This window comes from Aminobacter niigataensis, assembly GCF_946995915.1.
Classification (GTDB): domain Bacteria; phylum Pseudomonadota; class Alphaproteobacteria; order Rhizobiales; family Rhizobiaceae; genus Aminobacter; species Aminobacter niigataensis.
The window spans coordinates 410441-431225 of the sequence record NZ_OX341517.1 but is presented as its reverse complement, the minus strand read 5'-3'; the positions used below and the strand labels follow the sequence as shown (position 1 = coordinate 431225).

The window sequence follows — 20785 nt, the reverse complement described above, 5'->3', positions numbered from 1 at the left end:
TCAGGTCCGTGAGCACCGGAAGCGCAGAAAGCCGCGTCAGATGGCCGTCGGAGTAGAGTTCGCGAAGATCCTCAGGAGATCTGTTCGACCTGCTGTACCTCAGGCACGAAGTGGCGAAGCAGGTTCTGGATGCCGTGCTTCAGCGTTGCCGTCGAAGACGGGCAGCCGGCGCAGGCGCCCTTCATGTGCAGGAACACGGTGCCGTTCTCGTAGCCGCGGAAGGTGATGTCGCCGCCGTCCTGGGCCACCGCCGGGCGCACGCGCGTGTCGAGCAGTTCCTTGATCGTCACTACGATCTCGGCGTCGGCCTGATCGAAGAATTCGTTCTGGTCGTCATGATGGCCGCCGCCGCCTGCGGCCTGGCCGGCCATCACGGGAGCGCCCGACATGAAGTGTTCCATGATCGAGCCGAGGATCGCCGGCTTCAGGTGCTGCCAGTCGGGGCCGTCCTTGCTGACGGTGATGAAATCGTAGCCGAAGAACACGCCGGTCACGCCCGGAATGTCGAACAGCCGGCCGGCAAGCGGCGAAGCCGCACGCGCGCTGTCGGCATCGCGGAAATCGGCGGTGCCTTCGAGCAGCACTTCCTTGCCCGGCAGGAACTTCAGCGTCGCCGGATTGGGGGTCGCTTCGGTCTGGATGAACATGGACGTGTCTCCGTGCCCGCGCGCGCGGGAGTGTCAGTTTGGAATAGTTCTAATTAGGCTCAAGACGGCCGACATTCAAGCCGCTGGCGCGCCTCCGCGCCAATATGTTGCGCCCGACCTATTAGGCCAGGCTGTCGATGTCCTCGTCGGACAGGTTCTGCGGCACCACCGTCACCGGGATCGGGAAGGCGGCACCCTTGCCGGCGATCGAGGCGACGAGCGGCCCGGGGCCTTCCTTGCCGGCGCCTGCTGCCAGCACCAGGATAGCGATATCCTGGTCGTCTTCAATCAGCTTGTGGATCTCGTCGGCCGGCCGGCCCTCGCGCACCACCAGTTCGGGCTCGATCCCAAGCGTCTCGCGGACCCGCCCGGCCTGCGAATCGAGGGCGGCATTGGCTGCTGCGGTCGCCTCCTCGCGCATGATCTTCTCGACTCCCAGCCAGTGCTGGAAGTCGTCGGGCTCGATGACATAGAGCAGCACGAGGACGCCGTTCGTGCTCCGGGCCCGCTTGGAGGCATAGGCGACTGCGCGCTCGCATTCCGGCGTATCGTCGATGATAGCCAGGAACTTGCGCCGGTGGCCGGCTTCCTTGCTGAGGCGTTTGGAGACCATGTGCTACCCTGATGCGAGGTTTCGGTTGGCAATCTGCCACCGGCGCCGGCCGCCCGCAAGCAGCCGGCGACGATGTCGTATTCAGTCGCCCAGCACGCCGATGATGTTGCGAACGTCCTTCATCGTCTTTTCGGCGATGACGCGGGCGCGGTCGCCGCCGTCACGCAGCACGGCGTCGATATGGCCGGGATCGGCCATCAGGCGGCGCATCTCGTCGGCGATCGGCGCCAGCTTCTCGACGGCGAGGTCGGCAAGTGCCGGCTTGAACACCGAGAACTGCTGGCCCGAAAACTGGCGCAGCACTTCTTCCTTGGAAATGTCGGCAAGGCCGGCATAGATGCCGACGAGATTTTCCGCCTCGGGGCGTTCCTTGAGGCCTTCGAGCTCGCTCGGCAGCGGTGCCGGATCGGTCTTGGCCTTGCGGATCTTCTTCGAGATGGTGTCGGCATCGTCGGTCAGGTTGATGCGCGACAGGTCGGAAGGGTCCGACTTCGACATCTTCTTCGAACCGTCGCGCAGGCTCATGATGCGCGCCGCCGGCCCGCCGATGATCGGCTCGGTGATCGGGAAATAGCCGTTCACCGTCTCTTCGCCCACCTGCATCTCGACGCCGATGCCAAGGTCGGCGATGCGGCTGGAGAAATCGTTGTTGAACTTCTGGGCGATGTCGCGCGTCAGCTCCAGATGCTGCTTCTGGTCGTCGCCGACCGGCACGTGGGTGGCGCGGTAGACGAGGATGTCGGCGGCCATCAGGCTCGGATAGGCGAGCAGGCCCAGCGAGGCGTTCTCGCGGTCCTTGCCGGCCTTGTCCTTGAACTGCGTCATCCGGTTCATCCAGCCGATGCGCGCCACGCAATTGAAGATCCATGCCAGCTCTGCATGTTGCAGCACCCGCGCCTGGTTGAAGACGATATGCTTCTTGGGATCGATGCCCGAAGCCAGGAATGCGGCTGTGATCGAGCGCGTCTGGCCCTCTAGGTCGTCATGGACGAGCTGGGCCGTCAGCGAATGCAGGTCGACGACGCAATAGATGCACTCGTTGGTTTCCTGCAGGGCGACGAACTTGCGGATGGCGCCGAGGTAGTTGCCGAGATGGAGATTGCCGGTCGGCTGGACGCCGGAGAAGATGAGCGGTTTGAAGGCGGCGGTCATGATTGATCCCGTGGCTTGTGGAGGGCCGTTTCGCGCGCGGCGAAATTCGAGTGGCGCTTATGAACGAGCCGAAAGCGTCGATCAAGTCTCGACTGGTCTGGCACTATTGTCGCCGCGCTGTAGTACAGCGTCCGTGTCGCGGTCATTCGGGGTCGATGGCGGCAGGGGCTGCGTTGGTGCGATTGCGCCGGATGTTGCGCCTGATCATGCCGATATCCGCTCCGCCGATGCCGAAGGCGACGCCGAAATAGACCACCATTGCACCCGCCACCAGCACGGCGAGCGCCGCCGCCTGCGTGTAGAAGGGCGCCGCGGAGCCAAGCCATTGCTCGGCTTCGCCGGCGGCGAACCACAGTCCGGCCGCCATGATCGCCGAGGCAATGACGAGACGGGGGATGCGCTTCAGCAGTGCAGCATCTCGATCCCAGTGGCCGCGCCAGATCAGGGTCCCCAGCAGCATCGCCGCATTGGCCCAGCCTGCCGCGGCAGCGGCCGCAGCAATGCCGGGTGCACCCCAGGACGGAAACAGCGTCAGCGCCACCGAGATGTTGATCGCCACCGAAATGGCGGCGAAATACATCGGCGTCCGCGTGTCCTCGCGGGCGAAGAAGCCGGGCGTAAACGCCTTGATCAGCACGAAGGCCGGTAGGCCGAGGCCGAAGATCGCCAAGATCGCCGACACCACCGGTGTGCTGTTGGTCGCGGCAAACGCGCCGCGCTCGTAGAGCACGCGCACGATCGGCTCCGAGATGACCAGCAATGCCGCCGCTGCCGGCAAGGTCAGGAACAGCGTGAACTCGACCGAGCGGTTCTGCAGGTTGGCGGCCTCGATCAGGTTGCCCGACTTCAGCGCCCGCGACAGCTCCGGCAGGAGAACGATGGCAACAGCCACGCCGACCACGCCGAGCGGCAGCTGGTAGACCCGGTCGGCAAGGTTGAGCGACGACACGGCACTGTCCTGTCCGGAGGCGATCGCCGTGCCGATCAGCGTGTTGATCTGGGTGATGCCGCCGGTGATCGCCGCCGGCAAGGCAAGCCACAATAGGCGCTTGACGTTGGGCGTCAGCTTCGGCCTGCGAAAGCCTATGGCGATGCCGGCGTGGCGCACCGCGATCCAGACGATGCCAAGTTGCACCAGGCCCGCCGCCAGCACGCCCCAGGCCAACGCATAGCCCACCGTCAGCCCGTCATGGCCGCGATACCAGGCGTTGGCCAGCACGCCCACCAGGATGATGTTGAGGAATACCGGGGCGACCGCCGCGGCAAAATAGCGGCGCAGTGAGTTCAGCATGCCGCTCATCATTGCCGCCAGCGACATGCAGATCAGATAAGGGAACATGATGGTTGCCAGCGCCACCGTCAGGTCGAACTTCTCCGGGTTGTCGGCGAAACCGGGCGCGACGACGAAGCGCACGATCAGCGGCATCGCCAGTTCCATCGCGATGGTCAGTGCCAGCAGCGCGGTGAAAAGGACACCAAAGACCTCTTCCGAAAACCGCTTCGCACCCTCGACGCCGTTGGCTTCGATTTCCTTGGCAAACAGCGGCACGAAGGCGGCGTTGAATGCGCCCTCGGCAAAAAGCCGGCGGAACGTGTTGGGAAACTGGAACGCGGCATAGAAGGCATCGGCCACCGGGCCGGTGCCGAGTGCTGCCGCCATCAGCATCTCGCGGGCAAAGCCCAGCGCCCGGCTCATCAGCGTGCCCGAGGCGACCGTCGCGAATTTCTTGATCAGTGACATGGGGCGCGACGATGCCTTGCGGATTTGGGCGGGATAATGGCTGCGCTCATTCCGCCGCCGCTTTGGCCTTGGCGCGATCGGCGTTCGGCCCTTCGAGCGTGGCGATCAGGCGGGTGCGAATGTTTTCGAGCCGTGTCGGGTTGTCGATCTTCTGGCCAGTCAGGTCGGTGACGTAGAAGGTGTCGATCACCTTTTCGCCGAAGGTGGTGATGTGCGCCGAGGCGATGTCGAGCGACAGGTCCGACAGCGCGCCTGTGATCTCTGACAGGAAGCCGGGACGGTCGAGGCCCACCACTTCGACCACCGAGAAGCGGTTCGACAGCGTGTTGCGGATTTCGGCGCGCGGCTGGATGCGGAATGTCTTTTGGCCGCGCTTGGGCTTGGCCCGCTTGGCGATCATTTCCGGCAGCCAGGACCGGCCCGAAAGCACGTCCTCGATCAGCTGGCCGACGCGCTCGGCGCGGCGGCGTTCGTCCTCGTCGCGGTCGAATTCGCGGGAAATCAGGATGATGTCCAGCGCCCGTCCGTCGGAGGTGGTGAAGATCTGCGCATCGACGATGTTGCCTCCGGCGGCAGCACAAGCGCCGGCAATCACCGACAGCAGGCGCGGGTGATCCTGCGCCAGGATGGTGATTTCAGTGACGGCCTCGAACTCGTGCGTCCGCACCATCGTCGACAGCTGCTTGCCGGCCGCGTCGGCCCCGCGAATGAACTCGGCATGGCGCTTCTGGTCGTCGAGATCGACGGTCAGCAGGTAGTTCTCGTAATGCAGCTTGGCGTATTTCTTGCGGGCCTTCTCCGGCCAGTCGCCAAGTGCGGCGGCCAGCGTCTCGCGGGCGGCTGCCGTGCGCTCGGCCCGCGACAGCTCGGAAAAGCCGCCGGTCAGCAAAAGCTCCGTTTCGAAGTACAGCGTGCGCAGCAGCTGGCCCTTCCAGCCGTTCCACACGCCGGGACCGACGCCGCGGATGTCGCACACGGTCAGGATCAGCAGCAGCTTCAGCCGCTCGACCGACTGCACCACGTCGGCGAAGTCGTCGATGGTCTTGCGGTCGTTGAGGTCGCGCGTCTGCGCCGTCATCGACATGACGAGATGGTTTTCCACCAGCCAGGCCACCGTCTCGGTGTCGGCGGGCGACAGCCCCATATGCGGGCCGATGCGGCGGGCGATCTTGCCGCCGGCCTCCGAATGGTCCTCGGGCCGGCCCTTGGCGATGTCGTGCAGCAGCACCGCCACATACAGCGCCTCGCGCTGTTTCTTGAGGCCGGGGATTAGCGTGTGCGACAGCGGGTGGATCTTCTCGCCGTCGCCATGCTCGATCTCGGACAGCACGCCGATGCAGCGCAACAGGTGCTCGTCGACCGTATAGTGGTGGTACATCGAGAACTGCATCATCGCGACGATTCTGCCGAAGTCGGGGATCAGCCGCCCGAGCAGTCCTGCCTCGTTCATGCGCCTGAGGTTGAGCTCGGGATTGCGGTCCGAGGTCAGGATATCGAGGAAGTAGCGGTTGGCCTCCTCGTTGCGGCGCAGCCCCTTGTCCACCAGCCCCAGCGAGCGGGTCAGCAGCTTCAGCGCGTTGGGATGCAGCTCCAGCCCGTGCCGGTCGGCGAACCAGAAGAAGCGCAGCATGTTGACCGGGTCGCGCCGGAACACCTGGTCATCGGCGACGTTGATGCGCTGGTTGTCGATGATGAAGTCGCTGGTGCCGGCGAGCTTGCGCCGGCGCCGCGAAAAGCCCTGCAGCAGGCCGTGGAAACCGGGCGCGTCCTTGGCCTGCTCCTCTTCCAGCGCCGCACAGAAGATACGGGTCAGGTCGCCCACTTCCTTGGCCACCAGGAAGTAGTCCTTCATGAAGCGCTCGACGGCCGACAGCCCTGGCTGCACCGTATAGCCCAGCCGCTCGGCGATCTCGCGCTGGATGTCGAAATGCAGCCGTTCTTCCGGCTTGCCGGTCAGGAAATGCATGTGGCAGCGCACCGCCCAGAGGAAATCCTCCGCCTCGACGAACTGGCCGTATTCCCCTTGCGTGAACACGCCCTTGTTGATCAGTTCGGCGCCGGTGCGCACGCGGTAATAATATTTGGCGATCCAGAACAGCGTGTGCAGGTCGCGCAGCCCGCCCTTGCCGTCCTTGATGTTCGGTTCCACCAGATAGCGGCTCTCGCCCGATTTGGCATGGCGGGTGTCGCGCTCGGCAAGCTTTGCCTGCACGTATTCGGGCCCGGTGTCCTTCACCAGCTCCTTGTCGAAGCGCTCGATCAGCTCGTCGCAGAGCTTGCGTTCGCCCCACACGAAGCGGGCTTCCAGGATCGCCGTGCGGATGGTGATGTCGCTGCGCGAAAGCCTCAGGCACTCGTCGATGTTGCGGGTGGCGTGGCCGACCTTCAGCCCCATGTCCCACAGCATGTAGAGCATGTACTCGACGATCTGCTCGCCCCACGGTGTCTGCTTGTAGGGCAGCAGGAACAACAGGTCGATGTCGGAGCCCGGGGCGAGGGTGCCGCGGCCATAGCCGCCGACGGCGACCACCGCCATGCGCTCGGCCCGCGACGGGTTCTTGGCGCGGTAGACGTGGGTGACGGCGAAGTCGTAGAGGACGCGGATCACCTCGTCCATCAGGTGCGAGATGCGGATGGCGCAGGCGGTGCCGCCCTCGTCCTCCATCAGCATGTCCTCGGCGATCTTCTTGCCGGCGGCGACGCGCTCCTTGAACATCGCCAGCGCCGTTGCCCTGATTCCCGGGTCTGCCCCGTTGCCGTCCTCGCCGGTCAGCGCGCTCAGGTCGCGGCGCAAGGCGTCCGCGTCGATCAGAAGCTCCAAGTTGAGCGGAATGTCTGTCATGTGCCTCGGCTGGCCTCGCTCTTGAGGCCGCGTCTATAGCGCGATTTTTCCGCCATGGGTATGGCCGGGCGCAGTTGCAGTTCACGCTGATATAGGTTCGCCGGAGCGTCGACCAGGAGCAGTCGCACATCCCTGCCTGAGGTGTGGCCGGTCCTGCGCCCGCCCCACGAGGGCGAGGGAACGATTGCACCGGTGCTGCCGTTAGGCGGGAAGTACTTCGAAGACTATCCCCGGCGGGGTGTTGACCTTCCCCGTGCTGGAACCTTTAGGATCGCTGCCACGAGGAATGCGGAACCAGTACAGATGAACGACAAGCACGACCATCGCGGCCACGATCATGCGGCCAAGAGCAAGGCCCCGGCCGAAGGCGAAACCGTGGTGCGCGATCCGGTCTGCGGCATGACCGTCGATCCGGCCGCCGGCAAGCCGACGCTCGAGCATGGCGGCCACCGCTACCATTTCTGCAGCGATTCCTGCCGCAACAAGTTCCAGGCGGCGCCCGACAAATATGTCAGTGCCAAGGACCCCGTCTGCGGCATGGACGTCGCCCGCGACACCGCCAGGAACTTCGTCAAGCACGAGGGATCAGGCTACTATTTCTGCTCGTCCACCTGCGAAGGCAAGTTCACCGCCGAGCCGGCAAAGTACCTCTCCGGCAAGCCCGCGGCGGAGCCGATGCCCAAGGACACGCAATACACCTGCCCGATGCACCCCGAGATCATCAGGGACAAGCCCGGCTCATGCCCGATCTGCGGTATGGCGCTCGAGCCGATGATGCCGAGCGCCGACGACGGCCCCAACCCCGAACTGGTCGATTTCACCCGCCGCTTCTGGGTCAGTGCGGTGCTTTCCATCCCGCTCCTGGTCATCGCCATGGGGCCGATGGTCGGCCTGCCGGTGCGCGACTGGATCGGCGAGCCGTTGGCCGCCTGGCTCGAGCTCATATTGGCAACGCCCGTCGTGCTCTGGGCGGCACTGCCGTTCTTCCATCGTGGCTTGGATTCGTTCCGCAACCGCAGCCCCAACATGTGGACGCTGATCACGCTTGGTGTCGGCGCGGCCTATCTCTATTCGGTCGTCGCCACGCTGTTCCCCGACCTGTTCCCGCATCAGTTCCGCGGCCATGGCGGCGCGGTGCCGGTCTATTTCGAAGCGGCCGCAGTCATCGTCGCACTCGTCTTCCTCGGCCAGATGCTGGAGCTCAGGGCACGCGAGCGCACCGGCTCGGCCATCCGTGCTTTGCTCGACCTTGCGCCCAAGACCGCTCGCCGCATCGCCGAGGACGGCTCGGAAAGCGAAGTGCCGCTCGACGAGGTGGTCAGCGGCGACCGTCTGCGCATCCGGCCGGGCGATGCCGTTCCGGTGGACGGCGTCGTGCTTGAAGGCCGTTCGTCGGTCGACGAATCGATGATCACGGGCGAGCCGGTACCGGTCGAAAAGGTCGAGGGCGAAAGGGTGACTGGCGGCACGCTCAACAAGAACGGCTCCCTGATCATGCGCGCCGACAAGGTCGGCAGCGAGACGGTGCTGTCGCAAATCGTCGACATGGTCGCCAAGGCCCAGCGCAGCCGCGCGCCCATTCAGGGCCTCGCCGACCGTGTCTCGTTCTATTTCGTGCCCACGGTGGTGCTGATCGCCATCGTTGCCTTTATCGTCTGGGCAATCTTCGGGCCCGAGCCCAGCATGGTCTTCGCCTTCGTCTCGGCCGTTTCGGTGCTCATCATCGCCTGTCCCTGCGCGCTTGGCCTTGCCACGCCGATGTCGGTCATGACGGCCACCGGCCGCGGCGCCCAGGCAGGCGTGCTCATCAAGGACGCCGAGGCGCTGGAACGCTTCTCCAAGGTGAGCACGCTCATCGTCGATAAGACCGGCACGTTGACCGAAGGCCGGCCGCAGTTGACCGACGTGGTTGCTGCCGAGGGCATTGCCGACGACGAGTTGCTGTCGCTTGCCGCCGGCCTTGAAAAGGGCTCCGAGCACCCGCTCGCCGAAGCCATCGTCGAGGGTGCGGCGAAGCGTGGCGTCACCGTGCCCGACGCCCAGGACTTCGAATCCGTCACCGGCAAGGGTGTCACCGGGACCGTCTCCGGCCGCAAGGTCGCGCTCGGCAATGCCGCGATGATGGCCGATCTCGGTCTCGACACGGCGGAACTTGCGGCGCGCGCCGACGCCCTGCGCGGCGAGGGCAAGACGGCGATGTTCGTCGCCGTCGACGGCAAGGCGGCGGGCATCGTCGCCGTCGCCGATCCGATCAAGGCCTCGGCCGCCGAAGCGATCCGCACCCTGCATGATCTGGGCCTGCGCATTATCATGGCGACCGGCGACAACGAGCGCACCGCCAAGGCGGTCGCCCAGAAGCTGGGCATCGACGAGGTCCGTGCCGACATGCTGCCCGAAAGCAAGAAGGCGCTGGTCGACGAGTTGCGCGCCAAGGGGCAGGGCGTCGCCATGGCTGGCGACGGCGTCAACGACGCGCCCGCCCTTGCCGCCGCCGATGTCGGCATCGCCATGGGCACCGGCGCCGACGTCGCCATGGAAAGTGCCGGCATCACCCTGGTCAAGGGCGACCTCGGCGGCATCGTCCGCGCCCGCAAGCTCGCCCAGGGCACCATCCGCAACATCAAGGAGAACCTGTTCTTCGCCTTCATCTACAACGTCCTGGGTGTTCCGGTGGCTGCGGGCGTCCTATATCCGGTCCTCGGCACGCTCCTGTCGCCGATGATTGCCGCCGCCGCGATGAGCCTGTCGTCGGTGTCGGTCATTGCCAATGCGCTGCGGCTCAGGGCCATCAAGCTTTGAACCCCGGCCACGAAAAAGGACCTTCCGGATGAACCTGATGAAAAAGATCGTGCTGGCCCTGATGGCCGCGGGCATGCTCGTTGCCGTCGTGCTCGAAACCGCCTCGGCGCAGACCGATCACGGCGGTCACGCCATGGGCATGACCGCTCCCGCCACCGACAGCGCCTCGGCGCAGGCCTACAAGGCGGCGATGGACAAGATGCACCAGGCCATGTCGGCGCTCGAATATTCCGGCGACGCCGACGTTGACTTCGCTCGCGGCATGATCCCGCATCACCAGGCTGCCATCGACATGGCCAAGGTCGTGCTTGAGCACGGCAAGAACCCCGAAATGCGCAAGCTCGCCGAAGAGGTCGTCGCCGCCCAGGAGGCCGAAATCAAGCAGATGGAAGCTTGGCTCGCCGCCAATCCGGCCAAGTAAGGGGAAAACTGCTGCAGCGTCATTGCGGTAGCCAACGGCAAATGGCGCTGTAAGCTGGCGGAAACCGCTGAGGAGACCGCCATGCCATCCACAACCGCGACGTTGCCTTCCGGCGAAGCCGTGCCGGTGCTCGGCCAGGGCACCTGGATGATGGGCGAGGATCGCGGCCGTGCCGCCGACGAGGTGGCAGCGCTGCGGCTCGGGCTCGATCTCGGCGTCACCTTGATCGACACCGCCGAGATGTATGGCAACGGCGGCGCCGAAAAGGTGGTCGGCGAAGCCATCGCCGGCCGCCGCGACGAGGTCTTCCTCGTCTCCAAGGTGCTGCCGTCCAATGCTTCCCGCAACGGCGTCGTCAGGGCTTGCGAGGCGAGCCTCAAGCGCATGCGCACCGATCGCATCGACCTCTATCTGCTGCACTGGCGTGGTGGCGTGCCCTTGGCGGAAACCATTGCCGTGTTCGAGGAGTTGCGCCACTCGGGCAAGATCCGCCACTGGGGCGTCTCGAATTTCGACGCCGACGACATGGAGGAGATGGAGCGCCTGCCGGCAGGCAAGAACGCCCAGGCCAATCAGGTGCTCTACAATCTCGGCCGGCGCGGCATCGAATTCGACTTGGCACCCTGGTGCCGCGACCATGGTGTGCCGATCATGGCCTATTCACCGGTCGAGCAGGGCGCTCTGGCCGACGATGCGGGGCTTCAGGCCATCGCCGCCCGCCACGACGCAACCGCAGCGCAGCTGGCGCTCGCCTGGATCATGGCCCGGCCCGGCGTCATCGCCATCCCCAAGGCCACCCGGCTCGAACATGTCAGGCAGAACGCCGCCGCGCGGGACATTCGTCTCACCCCGCAGGATCTTGCCGAGCTGGACACGCTGTTTCCGCCGCCCGCGCGCAAGCGACCGCTGGAGATGATCTGATCCCGATCAGCCCGCCTTGACCGTGCATATGCCGTTGGCGCCGCCCTTGCCGGTGTAGGAAACGCTTGGCGACCCGTCGGGATTGATGCTCAGAGAGATCGTCACCCCGTGGCCGGTGGCCTCGAAGTAGTTGTCGTTGAACTTCTTCAGCTTGGCTTCCGTGCCGTTGATGTAGATCGGCCCGCCTTCGTCGGCATGCACCTCGATGTTGCCGGGGCAGGTGGCGTTGACGAGCGGTATGCTGGCGCTGGCTACTGTGGCCATGGCCGAAGCGGCAGCAAGAAATACGGCAGTGGCGACTGGCTTGTTCATCTGCATGTCCCCTTAGTGGCGCTGTGCTGCCCGCTACTGTCGCGCCGCGCAATTCATCGCGCAAGTCGGGGTCAGCTCGCCAGCGGCAGGCCCGGGGTTGCGCCGCTTGCGGCGCCGAGGCGTCGCCGCTTGCCTGTCGCAAATCCGTCATCGAATGGCTGTGGCCGGGCGATGCCATAGCCCTGCGCATAGTCGACGCCGATGTCGCGCAGCGCGATGGCGATGTCGTCGTTCTCGACGAACTCGGCGATCGTGCGTTTGCCCGTCACCTCGCCGATGTGCTGGATCATCTCCACCATGGCGCGGTCGATGCGGTCGACGAGCATGTCCTTCACGAAGCCGCCGTCGATCTTGAGATAGTCGACCGGCAGCGCCTTCAGGTAGCTGAACGACGACATGCCCGAGCCGAAATCGTCGAGCGAGAAGCGGCAGCCATGCGCCTGCAGTGACTTGATGAAGCGCGCGGCGCTGTCGAGGTCGGCGATGGCGCTCGTCTCGGTGATCTCGAAGCAGATCGTCGACGGCGCCACGCCGCTGCGCACGAACTGCTCCAGCACGTAGCTGACGAAGCTGTCGTCGCCGAAGCTGGCGCCGGACAGGTTGATGGCGCAGATGGCGATCGGGTTGTCGGGCTGCGTCCGCTTGTGCACGGCCAGCCGCTCGAAGGCGGAGCGAACCATCCAGCGGTCGATCAGCGGCATCAGCCCGTAGCGTTCGGCCGCCGGGATGAAGGCCCCCGGCGGGATCATGTTGTTGTCGGCGTCGGCCAGGCGGATCAGGAGCTCGATATGCGCGCCCGTCGTCTCGTCCGCCTGCAGCGGCACGATCTCCTGCGCGTAGATGCGGAAGCGGTTCTGTTCCAGCGCCTCGCGTAGTCGCTGCACCCAGGCCATTTCGCCCAGGCGATGCTCCAGTTCGAGGTCGCCGATCTGCTGCAGCTGGATGCGGTTGCGGCCCTTGTCCTTGGCCATGTAGCAGGCGATGTCGACGCTGCGCAGCGTCTCCTCCAGCGTCATGCTGGCATCAGACAGGCCGACGACGCCGATGCTGACGCTGGTGCTGAAAGCGCGCCCGGCCCAGACGAAATGCAGCTCTTCCACCGCCTTGCGCAGCCGCTCACCCGTGCCGGCTGCCAGTTCGGCAGGACAGTTCTCCATCAGCACGCCGAACTCGTCGCCGCCGAGCCGCGCCAATAGGTCGCCGGAGCGCAGATTCTGCCGCAGCGCGGTCGATACCTTGCGCAGCAATTCGTCGCCGGCGGCATGCCCGCAAGTGTCGTTGACGATCTTGAACTGGTCGAGGTCGAGATACATCAGCGCATGTGTCGACGGGCGCTTTGCCAGGCCTTCGAGCGAGGCGCTCAGCCGCGTTTCGAATTCGAAGCGATTGGCAAGCGAGGTCAGCGTGTCGTGCCTGGCCTGCCAGGACAGTTGCGCCAGGAATTCCTGCTCCTTGGTCCGGTCGTGGAAGACCAGGACCGCGCCCACCACCCGCTGCTCGACATAGAGCGGGGCGCCGACCAGCGAAATCGCGACGCTCGACAGGTCGGGCCGCACCAATTGCTGCGGCACGCCGCTGCCGTCGATCGCTTCGCCGGAGAGCACCCGCGCCATGAAGCTGCGGTCTTCCTTGTCCGCCTCTTCGTTCATCAGGCGAAACAGCTGGTCGAGCGGTTTGCCCCTGGCATCCGTGCCGCGCCAGTCGAGCAGCCTTTCCGCGGCCTCGTTCATGTAGTCGAGCCTGCCTTCCGCATCGGTGGCCACCACTGCCTGGCCGATCGAGGCCAGCGTGATCTGCGCCCGTTCGCGCTCCGCGTTCAGGGCGTCTTCGAAGGCCTGGCGCTGTTGCAGCAGGTTTCCCGTCCGCCGCATGGCGAGCAGGATCAGGAGGGCGGCGGTGATGACGTTGACGCTGAGCAAAAGGGTGGTGATGGCGCGGGATCCACGCCCGAGCGATTGCGAAAACGCATCCGCCAGCGGTGCCGTTTCCCCGTTGAGGCTCTGGATCTTGCGGCTCCACTCGGCACGCATTTCCGGCGACGCGCGGTTGTTCGAGATGTCCTGATGCATCGCTTCGCCAAGTGCTGCGACCTCGAGGATCTTGGGATCGGCGTCGATCCAGCGCTGCACGGCGTTGGACAGGTAGCTGACGTCCCTGAAATTGCGAAACAGCCAGATCATGCCGGGAATGTCTTCGGGATGGTTGCCGGCGCGCAGGAAGCTGTCGAAGGCCGCGTCATAGTCCGGCACCGGCTGCGCCATGGCCAGCCTGGCTTCGCGGTCGGCCAGCGGCACGGCAATCGCCTGCTGGAACCGGTCGTGGAACCGCGCATCGCCGGTGTTGGCATACATGGCGAGGCTGTAGATGGCGTCCCTCTGGCCCTTCGACCAGGCACTTTCGCCGGCCACATAGGCGCGCACTGCCGAGAGCGTATAGAGGCTGGCACCGGCGATGATGGCTTGCACCAGTACCACGGCTATGAACGGCCACAGCAGCGCAAACAGCCGGAATCTGGATTTGATGTCGCGTAGCCTCGTCACATGCCCCAACGAAACGAACTCGCTCTCGCCTGTAGTTGTTGTCGCGTCCCCAGCGCGAATATTTTGCAAAACGTATATCGGCGGGCTTTAAGAATTCCCTTCACGGCAAGGTTCCAGGTACATTCGAGTACATTGACGTAACGGCAAATGCTTCCAGTATGGGCGCGCCTTGGTTCCGTTGCAGGTCGCAGGATAGTGCCTGTACCGCTGGCCGGCCGTCGGGATAGGCTGTGCAACGTCATGTGTTCGAGGGGAATATGCAGGACCGGACTTTCCTTTGCCCGTTGCAAACCTGCCCCGTCGCGGCGCTGACCAGGGCGCAGCCACTCTGATGGCGCCCGTCATCGTCGACCCGGACAATATCCGCGAGTTCAAGGATGCCGCGAGCTTCTACAGCTGGCTCGCCGGGCACCACGACAAGCAGGACGAAGTCTGGATCAGGGTCCACAAGGTGAGTTCCGGTTTGCCCTCCATCACTCCCAAGGAGGCCATAGACGTCGTGCTGTGCTGGGGCTGGATCGACGGCGTGCGCAAGGGCCTCGACGACACGAGCTTCCTGCAGCGTTATTCGCCGCGCGGCAGGAAAGGCACCTGGAGCCAGATCAACGTCGACAATGTCGCCCGCCTGATTTCAGAGGGCAGGATGACTGAGCATGGCCTCAGGCCTGTCGACGCGGCAAAGGCCGACGGGCGCTGGGACCGCGCCTACAAGTCCGGCAAGGACATGAAGATCCCCGACGATCTCCAGGCCGCCATCGACTCCGAGCCGCTGGCAAGGGCAATGCTCGGCAAGCTCAGCGAGCAAAACCGCTTCGCGCTCGCTTTCCGCACTCACAACATGAAGACCGAGGCCGGCCGCAGGAAGAAGATCGAGGCCTTCGTCGAGATGCTCAAGCGCGGCGAGACGATCTACCCGCAACGGATGAAGTAGGGCTGTCCGGCACGTGGGCCTTGGCTGTCGGCGGCTCTGGGTTTATGCCCGATACAGCCGTAGCGGCTTGGTCGCCTCGCGGCTGACCACGCCCCGCGCCTCGAGGTCCAGCTGGGCCGCCTTCAGCCACCAGCCGGCCTTGTCGCCACCGGGGAACAGCGCCTCCGGCAGCAGCGGCAGCACGCCCGCCTTGGCCTCGGCCACCGTCAGGCCCGGCGCCTCGGCCGGCAGCACGGAAAGCAGCGCATCGCGCATCGCCGTGTATTTGGCCTTGTCGACGCGCACGACATGATCAGGCGAGATCACGTTCCTGATTTCGATCTTCTCAGCTGCCTTGGACATCGAGCTCGCCTTTCACGTAGTCGATATTGGGGCTGCGGAAGCCCATCGCCACCCAGGCCGATAGCAGCCGCCACATGAAGCGGCCGGAATGCTTGGCATAGCTCGGCAGGCTGTCCGTAAACTCGACTCCGGCCCTGCGGTCGGCGGTCATCGTGCGCATTTCTACAGGCGGCTGGTCTTCGGGGCGAAACCGCTTTCTGTAGACGGACAGCCAGTGCCCGCCCTTGAACTCGAGAAACATCGGCGAATTGCAGCATTTGGCCACCACGCGCCGAGTCGGTGCCGTCTGGCTCAGCCGATGTTCGCGCAGCAGCTCCGCACCGTGCACGCAGCGCATCCGGTCCTTGCGGTAGAGCGCGAAATTCGTGCCGCCGTCGCTCTCCAGCACCGGCTCGCCCCCCGGGAGAGCCTCGAAGATCCCGCCTGCCTTCTGGCAGCTCGAGCAATGGCAGGCCGCGCCGACGATCGGGTCGCCGCTCGCTTCGAACGCCACCTGTCCGCATCTGCAGGCGACTCGTCGCATCTCCTTCCCGACACCAGCCATGTCATCACCTCGTCCTTCGATCTCAAATTAGACTGTACCGTCTAGTTTGATTTGTCAATCGGATCGGCCTATCCTGCTGTCGGGACTGCCAACATCAGGGAAGGGCTATCCATGAGCGGTGCGAAAAGTCGCCAGCAACGAACGCGCGACGCCATCGTCTCGGCGGCAGCCGTGCTGTTCCTGAAGAACGGCTTCCTCGGCACCAGCATGGACGAGATCGCGGCGACGGCCGACGTCTCCAAGCAGACGGTCTATGCCCATTTCCAGAGCAAGGAAGCGCTGTTCCTCGATGTGGTCAGGGGCATGACCGGCCTTGCCGGCGACGAGCACCAAAAGCAGGTCGCCGAGCCGCTGGACGACCGTCCCATCGCCGAATACCTGCTCGAATACGCTGAACTCCAGCTGACCATCGTCATGACGCCCAAGCTGATGCAGCTGCGGCGCCTGGTCATCGGCGAAGCCGGGCGCTTTCCCGAACTCGGCAAGGCGCTGCACGCGCTTGGGCCCCAGCGCTCGATCGACCGCCTGTCGCGTGCATTCGAGGGCTATCGCCGGCTCGGCCAGATGCAGGCCGACGACCCCCCGGCCGCGGCCGGCTTCTTCAACTGGCTCATCATGGGCGGTCCGGTCAACGATGCCATGCTGTTGGGCGACGGCGCCATCCTGTCGCCCGAGGCCTGCCGCAGTCATGCAAAGGAAGCCGTCCGCATCTTCCTCGCGGCGTACGGGCCGCGCTAGGTGCGCACGCCGCATGGCACCGGCCTATGGCCGGCACCGGGCAGGGCTCATTGCCCGGGAGCCATCAGGTCGCGCACCAACCTGTCCTTCACCAGCGCGATCATCTCGGCATGCAGTTCGCCGCGTGGCCTTGTGGCCTCGTCGGAACAGATCGGATCGATCTCGCCCACCGACTTCAGCAGATCGGCGGCACCTTCCTTGCATTCCGGCAGGAAGCTGAAATGCGTGGCGCCGGCCACCGTCGCATAGCTGCCCCTCGGCGTCAGCTTCGCCAGCCGGTCGGAGATGACAGCCAGGGGAATGGTCTCTGCATTGCCGAGATTGATGAAGTGCATCGGGATCGCGATCTCCGTCAGGCTCTGCGCGTCATAGGCCTGCGCCAGCCCGGGATCGGCCAGCACAGCCGTCTTGATGCGGTGGTCGAGGTTCGACTGCTCGAAGCGCGTCCGGTCGATGCTGCGCAGGTCGAGCCTGTCGACCGTCACCCGCGCTTCGTCGACGTAGCCGACGCCGCCGGCAAACCAGGCGCAGTCCCATTTCTTGTAGCCGTCGCAATAGCTGGCATAGGCCTCGAGATCGGCGCGTGCGCCGGCAAGCTCCATCGCCGCGGCGCCGCCGAGCGAAAAGCCGACCACGCCGATCCTGTCGGCGTCGATGACGCTGTTCCAGGCTGGGTCCCTGGTCATCGCGTCGATGACGGCCGAAAGGTCGCCCGTGCGCTGCCACAGCTTCGGGGTGTCGGCCGGCGTCGAGAAACCGCTGGTCGTGCCCGGATGGTTGGGACCGGCAACGACGAAGCCCGCCTTGGCCAGCTCGGTGGCGAGCCAGCCCATGGCCTGCACGCGGCTGCCCGAGCCGTGCGACAGCAGCACCAGCGGATGGCGCCCCGGCACCGGCGGCGCGTCGAGCGCGGCCGGCGCGCCCATGAAAACCCTGTTGTCGCCCAGGGTCGTCGGCGTGCCGCCGGCGCCGGCCGGATACCAGACGGTAACGGCAAGGTCGCGGCCGGGCTGGACCAGGGTCACCTCGCGCACGCCGGCCTCAGAGGCAAGGCAGGCGGAAACGAAGCCGATGAGGGCCGGAATTGTGGTGAGTAGCTGGAGCATGACGAACCTCGCTCTTGTTGCGAAAGAAGACGAGCCAGCAATGGCGAAATCGGGCATCCTGATCGTCCTCGATCGCGATTCAGGTCGTGCTCGATCGCGATGCAGGCCATGATCGGTCGTCTTCTCCTCTGGTGGGATTCGCCTTGATCTTCGTGCCCCTGTCCTTCGTCGCCGCGCTTTTGCTGGTCATCCTGCTCGTCGCGGCGCTGCGCGCCCGGGAAACCACCGGCGGCAACACGGCATTCCTCGTCCTCGTCGCCCTCTGCGCCCTGCAGTCGGTCGTCGTCGGCCTGCGCTGGGGCTACCATGTCGAGGCGGCGCGTTATGTCCTGCCGATCCTGGCAGCCAGCCTGCCGCCGTTGGTGCTCTTCAGTTTCCGCACCTTGCTCCAGCGCGACGATGTCCGGAGCGGCCCTATGCGCTGGTTCCACGCCTCGCCGCCGCTGGTCATGACCGCCCTGGTGCTGTTCGTGCCAGCCCTCATCGACGTCGCGCTGATCGTGATCTTCGTCGGCTATGCGCTCGCCGTGCTGAACCTGGGACGCAGCGGTCCCGACGCCCTGGTCGAGGCACGCCTCGACAGCGCGGTCGCCGCCCACCGCGCGCTGGTCATCGCCGCCGCAGCGCTCTGCCTGTCGGCCCTGTTCGACCTCGGCGTGCTGCTCGCCTTCGAATGGTCGATGGGGGCGAACGCCGAGATCATCGCCAGCAACGCCAACATTCTCGGCCTGTTCTTCATCGGCCTGACCGCCTTCGTCGCCTCGCGCGCCCATCCCTCGGCGCCGACCCAGCCCAGCCCGCCCGAGCCGTCGCCCTCCGAGCAGGACCGCGAAATCCTCGACCAGGTCCAGCGCCTGCTCGTCGGCCAGAAGCTCTATCGCGACGACAACCTCACTCTGTCGCGGCTGGCCCGGCGCGCGGGCGCGCCGGCGCGGCAGATCTCGGGCGCCGTCAACCGTCTCGCCGGCAAGAACGTCTCGCAATACATCAACGACATCAGGATCTCTGAGGCCTGCCGCCTGCTCCGCGACACCGACATGTCCGTCACTGCGGCCATGCTCGACGCCGGCTTCCAGACCAAGTCCAACTTCAACCGCGAGTTCCGGCGCGTCACCACGCTCAGCCCGGCCTCCTGGCGCGAACGGAACCGGCCCCAGGCTGCAGCCTGAGGCCGGACGATCTCCAGCGCATCTTTCTCAGCCCCGCAGCCCGGCAAAGAACGCCGCGACCTCGCCCGCCCAGACCTCCGGCACTTCCATCGCCGCGAAATGGCCGCCGCTGGCAAGCTCGGTCCAGCGCACGATGGTGTTGCCTTCCTCGCCGTAGCGGCGGATGGCGACCTCGTCGCGCGCGAACACGGCAACGCCGGTCGGCACGCCCGAATTCGGCTTCGGCGACCACGCTTCGGGATCATGCGCGTTTTCATAGTAAAGCCGGATCGACGAGGCCGCGGTGCCGGTGAACCAGTAGACCAGCACATTGGTCAGGAAGGTGTCCTGCTCGACCGCGTCGGGGCTGTCCCCGAAGCCGGCAAACATGTCGCCCAGCCATGAGATGAGGCCGGCCGGCGAGTCCGTGATGCCATAGGCGAGCGTTTGCGGCCGGCTCGACTGCAACGCGTTGAAGCCGAAGCGCTCAGCCATGAACTGCTGCAGGCGCTGCAAGCGGCTCTTCTCGGCATCGCTGAACGAGGCGATTTCGCTCGGCTCGATCGGGCCGAGTGGAATGAAGCCCATCGTCGCCGCATTGACATGGACGCCGATGACGCGGTCAGGTGCTGCGCGGCCGATGGCAGGCGCAATGATCGCACCCGCATCGCCGCCCTGCACGCCGAAGCGCCGGTAGCCGAGGCGGGACATCAGCTCGAGCATGGAGTTGGCGATGCGGCCGTCGTTCCAGCCGGCCTCGCGCGTCGGGCCGGAGAAGCCGAAGCCGGGCAGCGACGGGATGACGAGATCGAAGCCGGCCGCAGTCAGCGGCCCGATCGCGCCGAGGAACTCGACGAACGAGCTCGGCCAGCCATGCAGCAGGAGCAGCGGCACGGCATCGGCGACTGGCGACTTCACATGCAGGAAATGGATGGTCTGGCCGTCGATCTCGGTGACGAACTGCGGATGGCTGTTGATCGTTGCCTCCTCGGCGCGCCAGTCGAAGCCGTTCCTGAGCCGCTCGATCGCGCGGGTGACGAAACCGGACGCCATGCCGTAGCTCCAGCCCGCGCCTGGTATCTCGTTGGCGAGCCGCGTGTTGGCGAGCCGCGCCTTGAGTTCAGTCAGCTCGGACTCAGGGATGGCGATCTTGAAGGGGATGATGTCAGGCATTGCCGCGTGTCCATCTTGGTTTCGTGCGCGGTCCCGTTCGAACATCGTTCCGATTTCAGGGGGCGTGCACGGGGTTGAAAGTGCATGCTTTCTACCCGGCGGCAGGGCCTCGGGGATTGAAGATTTCCGACAGTTTCAGCCCCGCGCGGCCTGCCCGGGAGTGACGCCCATGATCGCCTTGACCGAGCGGATCATGTGCGGCTGGTCGGCATAACCGAGCGCAAAGGCGACGTCAGCCGCCGGCCGCCCCTGCTGCAGCAGCGCCACCGCCTTCTGGGCGCGCTCGATCTGGGTGAAGGTCTTGTAGGTGACGCCGGTCGTCTTCAAAAAATGCCGCTGCAGCGTACGCTCCGATATCGCCATGGGATGCCCCGAGACGATCGACGCGACCACCCGGTTGTCCTCGACGATACAGTTGCGCACCAGCTTGCGCACGAAGCCGTCGACCGTGTCGAATGTCGGGATCTCCAGCACGTCGGCCCCGAGCCGGAAGCGGTCTTTGCCGATCAAAGGCAGCACCACCCCCTGGTCGCGCATCAATTCGCCCGGCATCAGCGGCATGAAGCTGCTCGGCTTGAAGGCAATCGCCAGGATCTCGTCGCCGGCGGCATAGTCGTGGGTCACGGCGGCGGTGGTCAGCCCGGTGCGCAGGACGGTGGTCGTGTCGGCATTCCTGAAAATGACCACGTCCCAGCAACCGTCCGGCTGCATCCGCATCGAGCCGCCGGTGGCAAACCTGGTCCGCGTCACCGCCTCGACATGCGGCGACGACCACCCCTCCAGTGTCACGACCTCATGCATCTTTGCCGCCAGTC

The 20785-nt window shown here is 65.6% G+C and carries 18 protein-coding genes; 6 read left to right on the top strand and 12 right to left on the bottom strand.

The window, feature by feature from the left end:
• Window positions 1-71: 71 nt before the first annotated feature.
• From O1Y97_RS02080 to O1Y97_RS02060, 5 genes are all read right to left on the bottom strand, one after another.
• Window positions 72-647, bottom strand: coding sequence for a NifU family protein (locus O1Y97_RS02080; RefSeq protein WP_108605842.1), 576 nt, complete (start codon window positions 645-647; stop codon window positions 72-74).
• A 121-nt stretch (window positions 648-768) separates the two neighbouring features.
• Complete coding sequence (locus tag O1Y97_RS02075; protein WP_108605841.1) at window positions 769-1260, bottom strand: universal stress protein; 492 nt, start codon at window positions 1258-1260, stop codon at window positions 769-771.
• 81 nt (window positions 1261-1341) lie between these two features.
• A complete protein-coding gene (gene trpS, locus O1Y97_RS02070; RefSeq protein ID WP_318762912.1) occupies window positions 1342-2412 on the bottom strand; it encodes a tryptophan--tRNA ligase in 1071 nt (356 codons plus the stop codon).
• A gap of 142 nt (window positions 2413-2554) precedes the next feature.
• Entirely contained in the window at window positions 2555-4153 is a 1599-nt protein-coding gene (murJ, locus tag O1Y97_RS02065; RefSeq protein ID WP_318762911.1) for a murein biosynthesis integral membrane protein MurJ, read from the bottom strand.
• A 46-nt stretch (window positions 4154-4199) separates the two neighbouring features.
• On the bottom strand, window positions 4200-6995 hold the full coding sequence (locus tag O1Y97_RS02060; RefSeq protein WP_318762910.1) for a [protein-PII] uridylyltransferase: 2796 nt from the start codon (window positions 6993-6995) through the stop codon (window positions 4200-4202).
• A gap of 303 nt (window positions 6996-7298) precedes the next feature.
• Here O1Y97_RS02060 and O1Y97_RS02055 point away from each other — a divergent pair, with 303 nt between their 5' ends.
• The 3 genes from O1Y97_RS02055 to O1Y97_RS02045 all read left to right on the top strand — a co-directional run bounded on the left by O1Y97_RS02055 (window position 7299) and on the right by O1Y97_RS02045 (window position 11136).
• A complete protein-coding gene (locus O1Y97_RS02055; protein ID WP_318762909.1) occupies window positions 7299-9794 on the top strand; it encodes a heavy metal translocating P-type ATPase in 2496 nt (831 codons plus the stop codon).
• A gap of 28 nt (window positions 9795-9822) precedes the next feature.
• On the top strand, window positions 9823-10215 hold the full coding sequence (gene copM, locus O1Y97_RS02050) for a CopM family metallochaperone (protein ID WP_183263119.1): 393 nt from the start codon (window positions 9823-9825) through the stop codon (window positions 10213-10215).
• Between the two features lie 81 nt (window positions 10216-10296).
• A complete protein-coding gene (locus tag O1Y97_RS02045; protein ID WP_318762908.1) occupies window positions 10297-11136 on the top strand; it encodes an aldo/keto reductase in 840 nt (279 codons plus the stop codon).
• 6 nt (window positions 11137-11142) lie between these two features.
• On the opposite strand, the gene O1Y97_RS02040 is transcribed toward O1Y97_RS02045, so the two are convergent.
• Entirely contained in the window at window positions 11143-11448 is a 306-nt protein-coding gene (locus tag O1Y97_RS02040) for a hypothetical protein (protein WP_318762907.1), read from the bottom strand.
• A gap of 71 nt (window positions 11449-11519) precedes the next feature.
• On the bottom strand, window positions 11520-13988 hold the full coding sequence (locus tag O1Y97_RS02035) for an EAL domain-containing protein (protein ID WP_245439583.1): 2469 nt from the start codon (window positions 13986-13988) through the stop codon (window positions 11520-11522).
• Between the two features lie 331 nt (window positions 13989-14319).
• On the opposite strand from O1Y97_RS02035, the gene O1Y97_RS02030 reads away from it, so the two are divergent.
• Window positions 14320-14919, top strand: a complete 600-nt coding sequence (locus tag O1Y97_RS02030; RefSeq protein ID WP_318762906.1) for a YdeI/OmpD-associated family protein — start codon at window positions 14320-14322, stop codon at window positions 14917-14919.
• A 42-nt stretch (window positions 14920-14961) separates the two neighbouring features.
• Here O1Y97_RS02030 and O1Y97_RS02025 read toward each other — a convergent pair whose 3' ends face one another.
• Together O1Y97_RS02025 and O1Y97_RS02020 are read right to left on the bottom strand one after the other, a co-directional pair.
• On the bottom strand, window positions 14962-15261 hold the full coding sequence (locus O1Y97_RS02025; protein ID WP_183263114.1) for a DUF6958 family protein: 300 nt from the start codon (window positions 15259-15261) through the stop codon (window positions 14962-14964).
• A complete protein-coding gene (locus tag O1Y97_RS02020; protein ID WP_183263186.1) occupies window positions 15245-15784 on the bottom strand; it encodes a GFA family protein in 540 nt (179 codons plus the stop codon). The genes O1Y97_RS02025 and O1Y97_RS02020 overlap by 17 nt, the downstream gene beginning before the upstream one ends.
• Before the next feature lie 132 nt (window positions 15785-15916).
• Between O1Y97_RS02020 and O1Y97_RS02015 the strand changes: the two genes are divergently transcribed.
• Window positions 15917-16543, top strand: coding sequence for a TetR/AcrR family transcriptional regulator (locus O1Y97_RS02015; protein WP_183263113.1), 627 nt, complete (start codon window positions 15917-15919; stop codon window positions 16541-16543).
• Between the two features lie 47 nt (window positions 16544-16590).
• On the opposite strand, the gene O1Y97_RS02010 is transcribed toward O1Y97_RS02015, so the two are convergent.
• A complete protein-coding gene (locus O1Y97_RS02010; RefSeq protein WP_318762904.1) occupies window positions 16591-17649 on the bottom strand; it encodes an alpha/beta hydrolase family protein in 1059 nt (352 codons plus the stop codon).
• Window positions 17650-17801: 152 nt separating this feature from the next.
• Between O1Y97_RS02010 and O1Y97_RS02005 the strand changes: the two genes are divergently transcribed.
• Window positions 17802-18818 carry a helix-turn-helix domain-containing protein gene (locus O1Y97_RS02005; protein WP_318764277.1) on the top strand — a complete coding sequence of 339 codons (1017 nt, stop codon included), beginning with the start codon at window positions 17802-17804 and terminating at the stop codon, window positions 18816-18818.
• Window positions 18819-18845: 27 nt separating this feature from the next.
• On the opposite strand, the gene O1Y97_RS02000 is transcribed toward O1Y97_RS02005, so the two are convergent.
• A complete protein-coding gene (locus O1Y97_RS02000) occupies window positions 18846-19970 on the bottom strand; it encodes an epoxide hydrolase family protein (protein WP_318762903.1) in 1125 nt (374 codons plus the stop codon).
• 135 nt (window positions 19971-20105) lie between these two features.
• Entirely contained in the window at window positions 20106-20771 is a 666-nt protein-coding gene (locus tag O1Y97_RS01995) for a helix-turn-helix transcriptional regulator (protein WP_318762902.1), read from the bottom strand.
• Between the last annotated feature and the right edge of the window lie 14 nt (window positions 20772-20785).

Coding starts and splice junctions, on each gene's coding strand:
- O1Y97_RS02080 (WP_108605842.1), bottom strand. CDS start 647: ATGTTCATCCAGACCGAAGCGACCCCCAATCCGGCGACGCTGAAGTTC.
- O1Y97_RS02075 (WP_108605841.1), bottom strand. CDS start 1,260: ATGGTCTCCAAACGCCTCAGCAAGGAAGCCGGCCACCGGCGCAAGTTC.
- trpS (WP_318762912.1), bottom strand. CDS start 2,412: ATGACCGCCGCCTTCAAACCGCTCATCTTCTCCGGCGTCCAGCCGACC.
- murJ (WP_318762911.1), bottom strand. CDS start 4,153: ATGTCACTGATCAAGAAATTCGCGACGGTCGCCTCGGGCACGCTGATG.
- O1Y97_RS02060 (WP_318762910.1), bottom strand. CDS start 6,995: ATGACAGACATTCCGCTCAACTTGGAGCTTCTGATCGACGCGGACGCC.
- O1Y97_RS02055 (WP_318762909.1), top strand. CDS start 7,299: ATGAACGACAAGCACGACCATCGCGGCCACGATCATGCGGCCAAGAGC.
- copM (WP_183263119.1), top strand. CDS start 9,823: ATGAACCTGATGAAAAAGATCGTGCTGGCCCTGATGGCCGCGGGCATG.
- O1Y97_RS02045 (WP_318762908.1), top strand. CDS start 10,297: ATGCCATCCACAACCGCGACGTTGCCTTCCGGCGAAGCCGTGCCGGTG.
- O1Y97_RS02040 (WP_318762907.1), bottom strand. CDS start 11,448: ATGAACAAGCCAGTCGCCACTGCCGTATTTCTTGCTGCCGCTTCGGCC.
- O1Y97_RS02030 (WP_318762906.1), top strand. CDS start 14,320: ATGGCGCCCGTCATCGTCGACCCGGACAATATCCGCGAGTTCAAGGAT.
- O1Y97_RS02025 (WP_183263114.1), bottom strand. CDS start 15,261: ATGTCCAAGGCAGCTGAGAAGATCGAAATCAGGAACGTGATCTCGCCT.
- O1Y97_RS02020 (WP_183263186.1), bottom strand. CDS start 15,784: ATGCGACGAGTCGCCTGCAGATGCGGACAGGTGGCGTTCGAAGCGAGC.
- O1Y97_RS02015 (WP_183263113.1), top strand. CDS start 15,917: ATGAGCGGTGCGAAAAGTCGCCAGCAACGAACGCGCGACGCCATCGTC.
- O1Y97_RS02010 (WP_318762904.1), bottom strand. CDS start 17,649: ATGCTCCAGCTACTCACCACAATTCCGGCCCTCATCGGCTTCGTTTCC.
- O1Y97_RS02000 (WP_318762903.1), bottom strand. CDS start 19,970: ATGCCTGACATCATCCCCTTCAAGATCGCCATCCCTGAGTCCGAGCTG.
- O1Y97_RS01995 (WP_318762902.1), bottom strand. CDS start 20,771: ATGCATGAGGTCGTGACACTGGAGGGGTGGTCGTCGCCGCATGTCGAG.